Here is a 13,909-nt window from a genome sequence, read left to right as displayed (position 1 = left end):
GCTTTATTCCCAATCCAAGGCGCCCTTGTTCCACTCATAGATGAAGCCGACCGTGAGCACCGCCAGGAAGGCCATCATCGACCAGAACCCGACCAGCCCGATATGGCCCAGCGACACCGCCCAGGGGAACAGAAACGCCACCTCGACATCGAAGATCACGAAAAGAATGGCCACCAGGTAAAAGCGCACATCAAAACGCCGGCGGGCATCGCCGAACGCCTCGAAGCCGCACTCATAAGCCGACAGCTTTTCCGCATAGGGTTTCTGCTTCCCGGCCAGCAGCGAGCCGGCGATGAAAGCGACGCCCAGAATGGCGGCGAGGGCGACGAAAATGAGAATTGGAAAGTACTGAGCCAGGTTCAGCTGCACTTGTGCTCATCTCCTTGATCGCGCCGGCATAGCCAAAACGGCCAACCGTAGTGGATTATTACCCGCCGTGTCGCACCGCAACAGCCTGCGGTCAACCCCGCCCAAAAACGGACAGCCATGCTGCGCAAACGCGCGAATACCGCGCGAAATCGCACGGCGCACTGTAACCTTATTCAATTTTAGGAATAATGAAAATCCTTACCGAAGCAAGGAATGGCGCGAGTGACGGGGCTCGAACCCGCGACCTCCGGCGTGACAGGCCGGCGCTCTAACCAACTGAGCTACACCCGCGTAAGGCGTGGCGGCGATGTACTTGGCATTGAAATCAGCGTCAAGCGCATGACATCGCGTTTGCGCAAATTACTGTGGATATTTTCGCGGCGAGATTTGCCAAAATGATCCGTAAGCGTTGTTTCGTATAGGCGGTGACGGTTTCGAACCGCCGACCCTCTCGGTGTAAACGAGATGCTCTACCGCTGAGCTAACCGCCCCCATACGAAGCGGGGAATGGATGAAACGCCATCCATTCCCGGTTCAGGCTCGTGTCCCGATTCTGCACGCCGTTGGCGTTCGGAATCATGGTGGACACTAGAAAAATCAATAATCTAGTGTGATTCGGCGTCTGAAATTCACGATATTCACATCACGAATTTCAGACCCATCACACGAGAGCTGAATTAGTTGACGGCGTCTTTCAACGTCTTGCCGGGCTTGAAACGCACGGAGGTGGAGGCCGGAATGTCGATCTCCTCGCCGGTGCGCGGGTTGCGGCCCTTGGAGGCCTCACGCTCGGCGGTGGCGAAGGTGCCGAAACCGACCAGGCGAACCTCTTCCTTCTTCTTCAGCGTCTTCTCGATCGCACCGAACACGGCATCGACCACTTCCGCGGCCTTCGCCTTGGACAGATCGGCTTCCTCGGCCACGGCGGCGATCAGATCATTCTTGTTCACGGGCAAAACTCCCTGTTGTCGGGTTGGGTGTGACGGGCTTGTCCGCAAACAGCGCGGGCAGTCCACAAAAAAGAGTGGCGCGCGGTCATAACCAAATCGCGCGCCACCCGTCAAACGCCTGGGTTTGCTTAGTGCGGGAGAGAGGCGCTCACCTCGCCATCAGGCGCCTTCGCCAGCTCCTCCGGCGCATCGTCCCACTCGATCGGCTCGGGCGCGCGCACCAGCGCCTTGCCGATCACCTCATCGACGTGGCTGACCGGCAGGATGGTCAAGGCCTTCTTCACATTCTCAGGGATTTCAACGAGATCCTTCTCGTTATCCTTGGGGATGAAGACGGTGGTGATGCCGGCACGCAGGGCCGCCAGCAGCTTTTCCTTCAAGCCGCCGATCGGCAAAACCCGGCCGCGCAGGGTGATTTCGCCGGTCATGGCGATATCCTTACGGATCGGTATGCCGGTGATCGCGGAGACGATGGAGGTCGCCATCGCGATGCCCGCAGACGGGCCATCCTTCGGAGTCGCGCCTTCCGGCACGTGCACATGGATGTCGCGCTTATCGAAGAAAGGCGGCTTGATGCCGAACTGGGTGGCGCGCGAGCGGATATAGGAATAGGCCGCCGCCACGCTCTCCTTCATCACATCGCCGAGCTGGCCGGTCTGCTTGATGCCGCCCTTGCCGGGCAGCAGCACGCTCTCGATGGTCAGGATCTCGCCGCCCACTTCCGTCCAGGCCAGGCCGGTGACGACCCCCACCATGTCCTCCGCCTCGGTCTCGCCGAAGCGGAATTTCGGCACGCCGGAGAATTTCTGCAAATTCTCCTTGGTGATCTTCACCTTCTTGGTCTTGGCGGTGACGATCTCCTTCACCGCCTTGCGGGCCAGGGTCGCCAGCTCGCGCTCCAGGTTACGCACGCCGGCCTCACGCGTGTAGGTGCGCACCAGCTCCAGCATGGCGTCGTCGGAGACGGACCATTCATCCTTCTTCAGCCCATGCGCCTCGCCCTGCTTGGGCAGCAGATGGCGCTTGGCGATCTCCACCTTCTCATCCTCGGTGTAGCCGGGGATGCGGATGATCTCCATGCGGTCCAGCAGCGGCTGGGGCATGCGCAAAGAGTTGGCGGTGGTGACGAACATCACGTCCGAGAGGTCGTAATCCACCTCCAGATAATGGTCGGCGAAGGTGGAATTCTGCTCCGGGTCCAGCACCTCCAGCAGAGCCGAGGCTGGATCGCCGCGCCAGTCAGCGCCCAGCTTGTCGATCTCATCCAGCAGGAACAGCGGGTTGGAGGTCTTCGCCTTCTTCATGCCCTGGATGATCTTGCCGGGCATGGAGCCGATATAGGTGCGGCGGTGACCGCGGATCTCCGACTCGTCGCGCACCCCGCCCAGCGACATGCGCACGAATTGCCGCCCCGTCGCCTTGGCGATGGATTTGCCGAGCGAGGTTTTGCCCACGCCAGGCGGTCCGACCAGGCACAGGATGGGGCCGCGCACCTTCGGGCTGCGCGCCTGCACCGCCAGATATTCGACGATGCGCTCCTTGATCTTGTCCAGGCCGAAATGCTCCTCGTCGAGCAGCTTCTCCGCCTCGATCACATCATTCTTGATCTTGCTGCGCTTCTTCCAGGGGATGCCGACAATCCAGTCCAGATAGTTGCGCACCACCGTGGCTTCGGCGCTCATCGGGCTCATCGAGCGCAGCTTCTTCAGCTCCGCCAGCGCCTTCTCGCGCGCTTCCTTGGAGAGCTTGGTGGCCTTGATCTTTTCCTCAAGCTCGGCGGTCTCGTCCTTGCCGTCCTCGCCCTCGCCCAGCTCCTTCTGAATCGCCTTGAGCTGCTCGTTGAGGTAATATTCGCGCTGGGTCTTCTCCATCTGCCGCTTCACGCGGTTGCGGATCTTTTTCTCGACCTGCAGCACGCCGATTTCGGATTCCATATGGTTGAAGACGCGCTCCAGCCGCTCCGCCGTGCTGTCCAGCTCCAGCAGCTCCTGGCGGTCGGAAATCTTCAAGCCGAGATGGCTGGCAACCGTATCGGCCAGCTTCGAGGGGCTTTCGATCTGGTTGACCGAGACCAGAACCTCCGGCGCGATCTTCTTGTTCAGCTTGATATACTGCTCGAACTGCGCGACCACGGTGCGGCCCAGCGCCTCGACCTCCTTGGCCTCGTCGCCGCGATCCTCGATCGGCTCGGCCACCACCTCGAAGAAATCCTCGGTGGCCTTGAAATCGGTGATCCGCGCCCGGCGCAGACCCTCGACCAGCACCTTCACGGTGCCGTCCGGGAGCTTCAGCAGCTGCAAAATCGTGGAAACGGTGCCGACGCGGTAGATATCATCGGCGGCCGGGTCGTCCTGGGCGGCGTTTTTCTGCGCCACCAGCAGGATCTGCTTGTCTTCCTTCATCACGCTTTCCAGCGCGCGCACGGATTTCTCGCGCCCCACGAAGAGCGGCACGATCATGTGCGGGAACACCACGATATCGCGCAGCGGCAGCACCGCGAGGGTCTCTGTGGGCGATCCGGGGTCTTTAACGTCAGACATATATATATTCCTCAGGTCTGTCGGCTGCCCTCAACAGGCACAGCGCGATGCGCCGTCTCTTACGGCCACATTCGACATATCGGCAGGTGATCAGGCCCCTGCAAGCCCCGCCGCATGGCGGGGCTTGCAGGGCAGAAGCGCCTTAGGAGGCGTTTTCGGTCCGCGTCTCGGAGTAGAGATAAAGCGGCTCGGCGCGGCCTTCGGCCACCTCGCCGGAAATCACCACCTCGGAAACGCCTTCCAGCCCGGGCAGGTCGAACATGGTGGCGAGCAGGATGCCTTCCATGATCGAACGCAGCCCGCGCGCGCCGGTCTTGCGCTTGATGGCGCGGTTGGCGACCACCTTCAGCGCATCCTCGGTGAAGGTGAGCTTCACCCCCTCCATCTCGAACAGACGGCCATATTGCTTGACCAGCGCGTTCTTCGGCTTGGTGAGAATCTCGATCAGCGCCGCCTCGTCCAGATCCTCCAGCGTGGCGACCACCGGCAGACGACCGATGAATTCCGGAATCAGGCCGAATTTCAGCAGATCCTCGGGCTCCACCTCGCGCAGGATGGCGCCCATGCGGCGCTCATCCTGGGAGCGGACATCCGCGCCGAAGCCAATGCCCGAGCCCTTGCCGCGCGCGGAAATGATCTTTTCCAGCCCGGCGAAGGCGCCACCGCAGATGAACAGGATATTGGTGGTGTCCACCTGCAGGAATTCCTGCTGCGGGTGCTTGCGCCCGCCCTGCGGCGGCACGCTCGCCACGGTGCCTTCCATGATCTTCAGCAACGCCTGCTGCACGCCCTCACCGGAGACATCGCGGGTGATGGAGGGATTGTCCGACTTGCGGGAAATCTTATCCACCTCGTCGATATAGACGATGCCGCGCTGGGCGCGCTCGACATTATAATCGGCGGCCTGCAGCAGCTTCAGGATGATGTTCTCCACATCCTCGCCCACATAGCCGGCCTCGGTCAGCGTCGTCGCGTCGGCCATGGTGAAGGGCACATCGAGGATGCGCGCCAGGGTCTGCGCCAGCAGGGTCTTGCCCGAGCCGGTCGGCCCGACCAGCATGATGTTGGACTTCGCGATCTCGACATCGTTGCTCTTGGTCGCGTGCGAGAGGCGCTTATAATGGTTATGCACCGCCACCGAGAGCACGCGCTTGGCGTGCATCTGGCCGATGACATAATCGTCGAGCACCTTGCAGATCTCACGCGGCGTCGGCACGCCGTCGCGCGTCTTCACGAGATGCGTCTTATGCTCCTCGCGAATGATATCCATGCACAGCTCGACGCATTCATCGCAGATGAACACGGTCGGGCCGGCAATGAGCTTCCGCACCTCATGCTGGGACTTGCCGCAAAAGGAGCAGTAAAGCGTATTTTTTGTGTCGCCCGATTTACTGGTCATAGTCACTCCACAACCCGCGTCTTAGCTGAAAAGACTAATCCCCCGTGCCAGAGGGCACAAGCGCCGGGTTTTTTCATAAAATTACAGGGTTTTCAGACCTGTATCGAAAATTTCCGGCCGGGGACGGCCTCTTTTTGCGCCGCGGAACGTCAAAAAACTGAAAAATCCGGCCGTCCTTTTGTTGAACGGACCGGATTTCCGAAACCTTCGGAAGGCTTGGGCGCCAGGCTTAGCTTCCGCTGGAGTCGGGCTTGGGCGCGTCGCTCTTCACGCTGCCGGTCTCGGCCTGGTATTTCACCACCTCATCGACAATGCCGAAATCCTTGGCCTCTTCCGCTGACATATAGGTGTCGCGCTCCAGCTTCGCCTCGATGGCTTCGAGGGGCTGGCCCGTGTGATCGACATAGATCTGGTTCAGCTTGGAGCGCAGCTTGAGGATCTCGCGCGCCTGGATTTCGATGTCCGTGGCCTGCCCTTGAGCGCCGCCGGAGGGCTGATGCACCATCACGCGGGCATTCGGCAGGGCGAATCGCTTGCCCTTGGCACCGGCGCAGAGCAGCAGCGAGCCCATTGAGGCGGCCTGGCCCAGACACACGGTGGAAACCGGCGAGCGGATATATTGCATCGTGTCATAGATGGCGAGGCCGGAGGAGACGACGCCACCCGGGCTGTTGATGTAGAAGGAGATTTCCTTGTTCGGATTCTCGCTCTCCAGGAACAGAAACTGAGCGCAGAGCAGGGACGACACGACATCGTTCACTTGGCCGGTGAGGAAGATGATGCGTTCCTTCAAAAGCCGGGAATAGATGTCGTAAGAGCGCTCGCCGCGCGCGGTCTGCTCCACGACCATGGGCACGAGGTTGTTGTTATAGACCTCGACAGGATCCCGATCCCACATGTGTTTTCAATCCTTTATCAAATAACCGCAGCTTCCGCCTCGTTACCGCGCCAGCACGTGGCCGCCATAACCGCGAAACACGGCGTCATAGCTCTTAGGTTAGAGCATCTTTCCGGTTCGTCTAGAGGCACCCCCAAAAAGCAGAAGCCTTGCCCCTATTCAGGACAAGGCTTCCAACCCAGTTCCAAAAGTTTTTGGTGCCGCTTTTTTCAAAAAGCGGCAGCTTTCTTACTCTTCCGGGTCCTTGGCGAGTTCCTCGGCGGAGACGCTGACCTCATCCTGCTTCACGGAGCCGAGCAGGAAGTCGATCACCTTGTCCTCGAAGATCGGGCCGCGGAAACGCTCCATCTGCTGGGGGTTCTTGCGGAAGAACTCCACCACCTGCATCGCCTGCGGGCCATAGCGCATCGCCTCGTTGAACATGGCGCGCTGCAGCTCCTGGTCGGTCACCTGCACCTCGTTGGCGCGGCCGATTTCGGCGACCAGCAGGCCCAGGCGGACGCGACGATCGGCGATCGCCTTGTACTCGGCCTTCAGGGTCTCTTCGTCCTTGCCGGCATCTTCCGGGTCCTGCTCGCCGGCGGCCTTCTCGGCCTCAACCTGCGCCCAGATCGCGTCGAACTCGGCATCGACCAGCGACACCGGCGCCTGGAACTGGGCCTTCTCGGCCAGCACGTCCAGCAGCGCGCGCTTCAGCTTGGCGCGGGTCAGGCCTTCATATTCACGGCCGATCTGCTCCTTCACGCGCTCTTTGAGCTGCTCCAGCCCTTCGAGGCCCATGGTCTTGGCCAGCTCGTCATCCAGCACCGGCACCTCGGCCACGGCCAGCTGCTTGGCGGTGATCTCGAATTCGGCGGTCTTCCCGGCCAGATCCTTGGCGCCGTATTCCTCGGGGAAGGTCACGGTGATGGTCTTGGTCTCGCCCACCTGCATGCCGACCACCTGCTCGGTGAAGCCGGGGATGAAGCCCGGGCCCTCGACGATCAGCGCCACATCCTGGGCGGTGCCGCCCTCGAAGGCGACGCCATCGATGCGGCCGATGAAATCGACGGTCAGCTGCTCGCCGGCCACGGCCGGGCGGGTCTCTTCGACCTTGGTGAAGCTCTTGCGCTGCTCGGCGATGTTTTTCAGGCTTTCCTCAACCTTGTCATCGCTGACCGCGGCGACCGGCTTGGAGAGGGTGACATCGGACAGGTCCGGCACCGCCACCTCGGGGAGGATTTCCATCTCGACGGTGAATTCCAGCTCGGACTCGGTGCCCGGCTTGACGATTTCCAGCTTCGGCTGCATCGCCGGGCGCAGATTGCGCTCGGTGAGGAGCTGGGAATGGGCCTGGTTCACCGCGCCCTCGACGATCTCGGCGGCCACGGCCTCGCCATAGCGCTTGCGCACGATGTTCATCGGCACCTTGCCGGGGCGGAAGCCCGGCATCTGGATGGTCTTGCTCAGCTCGGCCAAACGCTGCTCACGCTTGGCGGCCAGTTCGGGTTCGGGAACCACGACCGTGAAGCCGCGCTTCAAGCCGTCGGAGAGCGTTTCGGTAACCTGCATGGGACGAACAAACCTCGTTAAATCAACAACAAAGCGGTCTGGTGCGGGCGGAGGGACTTGAACCCCCATGGCTTTCGCCACCAGAACCTAAATCTGGCGTGTCTACCAGTTTCACCACGCCCGCATCCGGGCCGACAAACTTAAGCCGGGGCGCATAGCGCGTGTTGCGCTGTTTCACAAGCTTGCCCCTCGTCTATCGGCATAAAAGCGACTAATTCCGCTTCATGGACAGGCAGCGCACCCCGGTTTCACGCGAAATTCCCCGCCCGCCCCGGCGGCGGCGCTGGATTTGGTATGTCGGCGGGGCGGTCGCCCTGGCCGTGGCGGTGCCGCTCGCCGGAGCAGCCTGGTTCCTGGCGCGCTTCAACCCGAATGATTACGCGCCGCAGATCGTGGCGGCGGCGCAGCAGGCAACCGGGCGGCAGCTCAGCATTGGCGGGCCGATCAAGCTGCAGCTCTCCTTGACCCCGACCTTGACCGCCAGCACGCTCAGCCTCTCCAACCCGCAAGGCTTCGCCGATCCGTCGCTGCTGACGCTGGATCAGGTGCAGGCGCAAATCGCGCTGCTGCCGCTGCTGCATCATCAGGTGAATATTCTGCGCCTGGTGCTGGTCGGCCCGAAACTTTATCTGGAGCGCGACGCAAAGGGCCAGGCGGACTGGAATTTTGCCCCGGCCGCCAGCGCCTCCGCCGGCCCCGCCGAGACCAGCCCGGCCCCGCGCGCCAAGCGCCCGCGTTATAAGGTGGCGCTGCAGGCGGTGGAGTTGCAAAACGGCCAGATCATTCTGCGCGGCCCCGGCAGCAGCCCGCCGAATGTCATCCAGCTCACCAGACTGACCGGCCAGGCCAGCTCCCTGCAGGCGCCCTTGCACCTGACTGGGGCGGCCGCCATCGGCGCCACCAAGCTGACCATGCAGGGCATGGTCGGCCCGGTGGCGCGGCTGACCGGCAGCGGCAACAGCCCCTGGCCGGTGGATCTGAATTTCGGCTTCGCCGGCGCCAGCGCCACGCTGCAAGGCAAGGTGACGCGCCCGCAAAATGCCAGCGGCTATGATCTGGCGCTGAACGCGAGCATCCCTTCCCTTGCCAGCCTCACCGCGGCGCTGCCGCCCTCCTGGCTGGGCGGGCTCAACCTGCCGCCGCTGCAAAACCTCACTCTGGCCGCGCGCATCGCCGACCAGGGGGCGAAGCTGCCGGCGATCAGCGATATCTCACTGAAGGCCGGCGCGGCGGACCTCTCCAGCCTGCGCCCGGGCCTGACCCTGGCGGCGTTGGACCTGGAGCTGCCGGGGCTGGACCGTTCCGGCACGCTGAGCGCCAAAGGCACGCTTGGGGCGATGCCGTTCACCCTGCAAGGCAATTTCACCGCGCCCAGCGCCTTCATCCCGGCCAACTGGCTGCCGGCCAGCACCCCGCCCGCCGGGAATTTCGCCGAGAGCCTGAATGCCAGCCTGGGCAATGCCAGCCTCAGCCTGACCGGCGGCATCGCCACCCCGCACACGCTGGCCGGGGCGGCGCTGGCGCTCAGCCTCTCCATCCCCGACCTCGCCGCCTTGTCGCCCGCCGCCGGCACCGCTTTGCCCGGCTGGAAAAACATCGCGGTGAAGACCACGCTGATCGACCCTGGCGGGCAGGGTCTGGACCATGCGATCGGCTTCGACAGCCTGGCCGCCAGCATGGATCATGCCAGCTTCGGCGGCGATGCCAGCCTGAGCTTCGGCGCCACCCCCAAGCTGGAGCTGGATCTCAACATCGCCCAGGCGGATATCGACGCGCTGGCCGCCGCCTGGCCCTCCCCCAGCGCATCCACCGTTCCGCCCGCAAGCCAGGCGACCAGCCCGGCCGCGCCGGCGCCCGCACAGCTGGTGCCGGACATCGCCCTGCCGGTCAGCCTGCTGCGCCGCGCCAGCGCCGATGTGATGCTGCACGCCGATTCCCTGACCTATGGCAAGGCGACCTACAGCGCCGTGCAGGCGCATGCGGTGCTGAACAATGCCGTGCTGACGATCAATCCGCTCACCGCGCAGCTGCCGGGCGGGGCGATCACCGCCGCTGCCAGCCTCGATGCCAGCACCGACCCGGCCAGCGCCAGCGTCAAGCTCAACGCCCCCGCCTTGGCGCTGGGGCCGTTCCTGCATGGGTTCGGCGTGCAGAACATGGCGGAGGGTACAATGCAGGTGCGGCTGGATGCCAGCGGGCGCGGCAATACCCTGCCGGCTTTGCTCGGCTCCGTCACCGGCCAGCTTGGCCTGGCCAGTGTCAATGGGGTGGTCGATGGGCGGGTGATCGGGCAGATTTTCGGCGAAGCGCTGCAATCGGTCGGGCTGCCGGGCAATCTCGCCGGGGCGCAGGGGCCGGTTTCCGTGCGCTGCGCGGCGCTGCGGCTGGATGCGCAGAACGGCACCGGCACGGTGAAGGCGCTGACGCTGGATTCCAGCCGGCTGTTGCTGCAAGGCGGCGGCACGGTGAATTTCGCGGATGAGACGCTGGGGCTGGTGCTGAAGCCGCGCCTCGCCGTCGGCGGCACCAATGTCACGGTGCCGGTGCAGGTGGGCGGGACCTTCCTGGCGCCGCATTACAGCGTCGCGCCGCAATCGGCGGTAAGTGCGGCCGCTGCCGCGGCCAGCGGGCTCGCCGCCAATCCGGTGCAGAAAGCGCTGGGGGCGAACACGCTGCTGGGCCAGGTGGCCGGGCTGCTCGGCAATGACAGCCAAACCGATGTCTGCCCCGCCGCCCTCAGCCTGGCGCGCATGGGCGCACCTGGCCCGGCGCCGGCCGCCCCCGCCAGCGCCCCCGCCGCCGGCACCCCGGCCCCGGCCAGCGGGCCGCGCAATCTGCTGCAAGGCATCCTCGGCCAATGAAGCGCTTCTGGACCCTGGCCGCGCCGCTGGCGCAGGATGGCGCGTTTCGCGTGCAGCTCGACAAGCGGCTGGTGAAAATGCCCTCGGGCGCGCCGCTCAGCGTCGCCTCGCTGAAGCTGGCGGAGGCGATCGCGCAGGAATGGAACCGCACCGGCGCGGAATTCACCCCGGATGATCTGCCGCTGACCCAGATGGTCTGCACCGCGCAGGAGCGGGTGGCGCTGCACCGGGAGGAGATCATCCGCCAGCTGGCCGCCTATGGGCTGAACGACCTGCTCTGCTACCGCGCCGAGGGCCCGCCGGAGCTGGCCGCGCGCCAGCACGCGGAATGGGACCCCTGGCTGCGCTGGCTGAACGCCACCCATGGCATCGGGTTGATCACCACCATCGGGCTGATGCCGGTGAACCAGCTGCCCTGGACCAGGGAGAAGCTGGAAGCGCTGCTGGCCGCGCGCGACGATGCGGCGCTGGCCGCACTCGGCGTGCTGATCCCGGCGCTGGGCAGTTTCGTGCTTGGCCTGGCCGCCGCCGAGGGCGCGTTGGAGGCTCAGGCAGCCTGCGCCGCCGCGGCGCTGGACGAGCTTTGGCAGGCCGGACAATGGGGCGACGACCCGCTGGACGAAGCCCGCCGCGCGCGGGTGCTGGCCGATGTCAGCGCCGCGCTCGATTTCCTGAACCTCACCCAGCCATGAGCGCGCTGCACCTGCTGATTTCCGGGCGGGTGCAGGGCGTTGGCTATCGGGACTGGCTGGCGCGCCGGGCGCGCGCGCTGGGGCTGCAAGGCTGGGTGCGCAATCTGGCGGATGGCCGGGTGGAGGCCGTGCTGGCCGGGCCGGACGAAGCCGTGCGGGCCGGCGTGCGCGCCTGCCAGGATGGCCCGCCTCTGGCCCAGGTGTTGAATATCGCCACCACGCCCTGCCCCGCGCCCGCCGCCGGACCCTTTGAAAAAAAGCCCAGCTCGGCGGAACCAGACCGCCCGAATTGACTGGCGCGGCGGATCGGCGGCGTTTATAATCTTAAACACACCCCGATCAGACGGGCGTGATGTCACGCGATGGAGATGGACCCGGAATGAGCACGAACAGCGAGTTGATGGCGCGCCGCACGGCGGCGGTGCCGCGTGGCGTGGGCAATGCCCATGCGGTTTTCACCGCCCGCGCGGAGAATGCCGAGCTGTGGGATGTCGAGGGCAAGCGCTATATCGATTTCGCCGGCGGCATCGCGGTGCTGAATACCGGCCATCGCCACCCGAAAGTGATGGCGGCGGTGCAGAAGCAGATGGAGGCCTTCACCCATACCTGCTTCCAGGTCACGCCGTATGACAGCTACATCGAGCTGGCCGAGAAGCTGAACGCCATCGCGCCGATCGAGGGCGAGGCGAAAACCATCTTCTTCACCACCGGCGCCGAGGCGCTGGAGAATGCGGTGAAGATCGCCCGCGCCGCCACCGGCCGCCCGGGCGTCATCACCTTCGCCGGCGGCTATCACGGCCGCACCATGCTGACCATGGCGATGACCGGCAAGGTGCTGCCCTACAAGAAGAAATTCGCGCCGATGCCGGCGGAGATCTATCACGTGCCGTTCCCGCACAAGCAGTTCGAGGTCAGCGTCGAAGAGTCGCTCAAATATATCGAGATGCTGTTCCGCGCCGATATCGAGCCGTCGCGGGTCGCCGCCATCGCGCTGGAGCCGGTGCAGGGCGAAGGCGGCTTCCTGCCCGCCCCTGAGGAGCTGCTGATCGGCCTGCGCAAGATCTGCGATCAGCATGGCATCCTGCTGATCATCGACGAGGTGCAGACCGGCTTTGCCCGCACCGGCAAGATGTTCGCCATCGAGCATAGCTCAATCAAGCCGGACATCATGACCGTGGCGAAGTCGCTCGCCGGCGGCTTCCCGCTCTCCGCCGTCATTGGCAAGGCCGAGATCATGGATGCGGCCGAGCCGGGCGGGCTGGGCGGCACCTATGCCGGCTCGCCTCTGGGCTGTGCGGCCGCACTGGCGGTGCTGGAGGTGATCGAGGAAGAAAAGCTGGTCGAACGCGCCAATGTCATCGGCGCGCGGATGAAGACCAGGCTGGAGGCGATGGCGCAGCGCAACGACGCGCATCCGATCGCCAATATCCGCGGCCCCGGCGCGATGATCGCCTTCGACGTGGTGAAGAGCCGCGGCACCGACGAGCCGGACCCGGAGGCGACGAAGAAGATCCTCGCCGCCGCCAAGGAGAAAGGGCTGATCCTGCTTTCCTGCGGCGTGTTCGGCAATGCGGTGCGGCTGTTGATGCCGCTCACCATCTCCGACGCGTTGCTGGAAGAAGGGCTGGATATTCTGGAAGCCGCACTCGCGACCGCGTAAAAAACTTAGAGCATCAAGCTTTGAGCTTGATGCCCTAAATTTTGTTTTAGCGAGCAATTTCATGTGTTTATTTTGACGCTGGCGCGTCAACCTAAACACATATTGCTCTAAAAAAGTTTTTGGGGGTTTGGGGGCTTTTTTCAAAAAGCCCCCAAGACTTTACCCTTGCGCCGCGATATGCGCCACGAACCGGGCCCCCGCCGCGACCAAATCCTCAGCCACCGCCTGACCCAGATCCGCATCCCCCGCCGCCCAGGCGGCTTCGATGGCGGGCTTGGGCACGGCATCGAACTCCACCGGCACCTCCACGCTCAGCCCCTCGAAATCGAGCGCGCCGAAATCCCGCACCTTCAGCCCCAGCATCTCGCCCCCCTCGGCCAGCTCGGCCGCGTCCCGGATGCTCTCCGGCCGCAACGCCCGGTTCAGCGAGAGCAGCGGCTCCGCGCCATGGCCGAAACGGCCGGCCGCGCCGTCCAGACGGCGTTCCATCAGCTGGCGGGCGATTTTCCAGAGATAGAAGGACGGGATCACCAGCCCGGTCCGGCGTTTGATCTCCAGCGTCACCTCATGCACCACCGGAACATTGCCGCCATGGGCGTTGAGGATGACGATGCGCCGCAAGCCATGCCGCAACAGCCCCTCCAGCAGCTCCGCCAGCACGCGCCTGAAACTCTCCGGCGCGAGCGCCAGCCCGCCGGGGCTGGGGGCGAAATAATCCGCCACCCCGAAGGGCAAGGTCGGCGCCATCACGCAAAGCGTGCCTGCCTCATTCGCAGCACGGGCGATGCGTTCGGCGATCTCATCGGCCAGGACAAAATCCCCCATCGGCTGATGCGGGCCATGATCCTCCTGGCTGCCCAGCGCCAGCAAGACCACCGGCTGGCGAGCGGCCAGGGCGGCAAAATCCGGGGCGGTGAGGTCGGCCAGCCTGACGCTGGCAAGGGGCTTGTTCATGCGCTCCATCCTGCCAGCCCATCTGGACAGTTTCC

At 64.4% G+C, this 13,909-nt stretch carries 11 protein-coding genes and 3 tRNA genes; 4 read left to right on the top strand and 10 right to left on the bottom strand.

Annotation, left to right across the window (positions count from 1 at the left end; all coding sequences use genetic code 11):
- Positions 1–3: 3 nt before the first annotated feature.
- The 9 genes from ACZ46S_RS15610 to ACZ46S_RS15570 all read right to left on the bottom strand — a co-directional run bounded on the left by ACZ46S_RS15610 (position 4) and on the right by ACZ46S_RS15570 (position 7,831).
- Positions 4–369, bottom strand: a complete 366-nt coding sequence (locus tag ACZ46S_RS15610; protein ID WP_008494391.1) for an NADH-quinone oxidoreductase subunit A — start codon at positions 367–369, stop codon at positions 4–6.
- Between the two features lie 214 nt (positions 370–583).
- Positions 584–660 (bottom strand) — tRNA-Asp (locus ACZ46S_RS15605).
- A gap of 128 nt (positions 661–788) precedes the next feature.
- Positions 789–860, bottom strand: a tRNA-Val gene (locus tag ACZ46S_RS15600).
- Between the two features lie 186 nt (positions 861–1,046).
- Complete coding sequence (locus ACZ46S_RS15595; RefSeq protein WP_035179664.1) at positions 1,047–1,325, bottom strand: HU family DNA-binding protein; 279 nt, start codon at positions 1,323–1,325, stop codon at positions 1,047–1,049.
- A 122-nt stretch (positions 1,326–1,447) separates the two neighbouring features.
- Positions 1,448–3,859, bottom strand: a complete 2,412-nt coding sequence (lon, locus tag ACZ46S_RS15590) for an endopeptidase La (RefSeq protein WP_464062497.1) — start codon at positions 3,857–3,859, stop codon at positions 1,448–1,450.
- Positions 3,860–4,001: 142 nt separating this feature from the next.
- Positions 4,002–5,258: an ATP-dependent Clp protease ATP-binding subunit ClpX gene (clpX, locus tag ACZ46S_RS15585; RefSeq protein ID WP_295736939.1), complete on the bottom strand. Its 1,257-nt coding sequence runs from the start codon at positions 5,256–5,258 to the stop codon at positions 4,002–4,004.
- 229 nt (positions 5,259–5,487) lie between these two features.
- Positions 5,488–6,156, bottom strand: a complete 669-nt coding sequence (clpP, locus tag ACZ46S_RS15580; protein WP_295736937.1) for an ATP-dependent Clp endopeptidase proteolytic subunit ClpP — start codon at positions 6,154–6,156, stop codon at positions 5,488–5,490.
- Positions 6,157–6,384: 228 nt separating this feature from the next.
- A complete protein-coding gene (tig, locus tag ACZ46S_RS15575) occupies positions 6,385–7,707 on the bottom strand; it encodes a trigger factor (protein WP_295736935.1) in 1,323 nt (440 codons plus the stop codon).
- Positions 7,708–7,746: 39 nt separating this feature from the next.
- A tRNA-Leu gene (locus ACZ46S_RS15570) sits at positions 7,747–7,831 on the bottom strand.
- A gap of 100 nt (positions 7,832–7,931) precedes the next feature.
- On the opposite strand from ACZ46S_RS15570, the gene ACZ46S_RS15565 reads away from it, so the two are divergent.
- From ACZ46S_RS15565 to gabT, 4 genes are all read left to right on the top strand, one after another.
- Entirely contained in the window at positions 7,932–10,568 is a 2,637-nt protein-coding gene (locus ACZ46S_RS15565) for an AsmA family protein (RefSeq protein ID WP_464062496.1), read from the top strand.
- Positions 10,565–11,260 (top strand): ATP12 family protein, encoded by a 696-nt coding sequence (locus tag ACZ46S_RS15560; protein ID WP_464062495.1) that lies wholly within the window; start codon positions 10,565–10,567, stop codon positions 11,258–11,260. The genes ACZ46S_RS15565 and ACZ46S_RS15560 overlap by 4 nt, the downstream gene beginning before the upstream one ends.
- Positions 11,257–11,553 carry an acylphosphatase gene (locus tag ACZ46S_RS15555; RefSeq protein ID WP_464062494.1) on the top strand — a complete coding sequence of 99 codons (297 nt, stop codon included), beginning with the start codon at positions 11,257–11,259 and terminating at the stop codon, positions 11,551–11,553. The genes ACZ46S_RS15560 and ACZ46S_RS15555 overlap by 4 nt, the downstream gene beginning before the upstream one ends.
- Positions 11,554–11,639: 86 nt before the next feature.
- The gene (gene gabT, locus ACZ46S_RS15550; protein ID WP_464062493.1) at positions 11,640–12,920 is read left to right on the top strand and encodes a 4-aminobutyrate--2-oxoglutarate transaminase; all 1,281 of its coding nucleotides are present in this window, start codon (positions 11,640–11,642) and stop codon (positions 12,918–12,920) included.
- A 159-nt stretch (positions 12,921–13,079) separates the two neighbouring features.
- Here the strand turns inward: gabT and ACZ46S_RS15545 are convergent, their stop codons facing one another.
- Entirely contained in the window at positions 13,080–13,874 is a 795-nt protein-coding gene (locus tag ACZ46S_RS15545; protein ID WP_464062492.1) for a creatininase family protein, read from the bottom strand.
- Positions 13,875–13,909 lie beyond the last annotated feature (35 nt).

The organism is Acidocella aluminiidurans, from assembly GCF_055383125.1.
The sequence above is the reverse complement of the archived record's forward strand: the minus strand, read 5'-3'. Positions and strand labels throughout refer to the sequence as shown.

What these genes read in the sequence shown, in the direction of transcription:
- clpP (WP_295736937.1), bottom strand. Translation starts at nt 6,156, where the DNA reads ATGTGGGATCGGGATCCTGTCGAGGTCTATAACAACAACCTCGTGCCC.
- ACZ46S_RS15545 (WP_464062492.1), bottom strand. Translation starts at nt 13,874, where the DNA reads ATGAACAAGCCCCTTGCCAGCGTCAGGCTGGCCGACCTCACCGCCCCG.
- clpX (WP_295736939.1), bottom strand. Translation starts at nt 5,258, where the DNA reads ATGACCAGTAAATCGGGCGACACAAAAAATACGCTTTACTGCTCCTTT.
- gabT (WP_464062493.1), top strand. Translation starts at nt 11,640, where the DNA reads ATGAGCACGAACAGCGAGTTGATGGCGCGCCGCACGGCGGCGGTGCCG.
- ACZ46S_RS15560 (WP_464062495.1), top strand. Translation starts at nt 10,565, where the DNA reads ATGAAGCGCTTCTGGACCCTGGCCGCGCCGCTGGCGCAGGATGGCGCG.
- lon (WP_464062497.1), bottom strand. Translation starts at nt 3,859, where the DNA reads ATGTCTGACGTTAAAGACCCCGGATCGCCCACAGAGACCCTCGCGGTG.
- ACZ46S_RS15565 (WP_464062496.1), top strand. Translation starts at nt 7,932, where the DNA reads ATGGACAGGCAGCGCACCCCGGTTTCACGCGAAATTCCCCGCCCGCCC.
- ACZ46S_RS15555 (WP_464062494.1), top strand. Translation starts at nt 11,257, where the DNA reads ATGAGCGCGCTGCACCTGCTGATTTCCGGGCGGGTGCAGGGCGTTGGC.
- tig (WP_295736935.1), bottom strand. Translation starts at nt 7,707, where the DNA reads ATGCAGGTTACCGAAACGCTCTCCGACGGCTTGAAGCGCGGCTTCACG.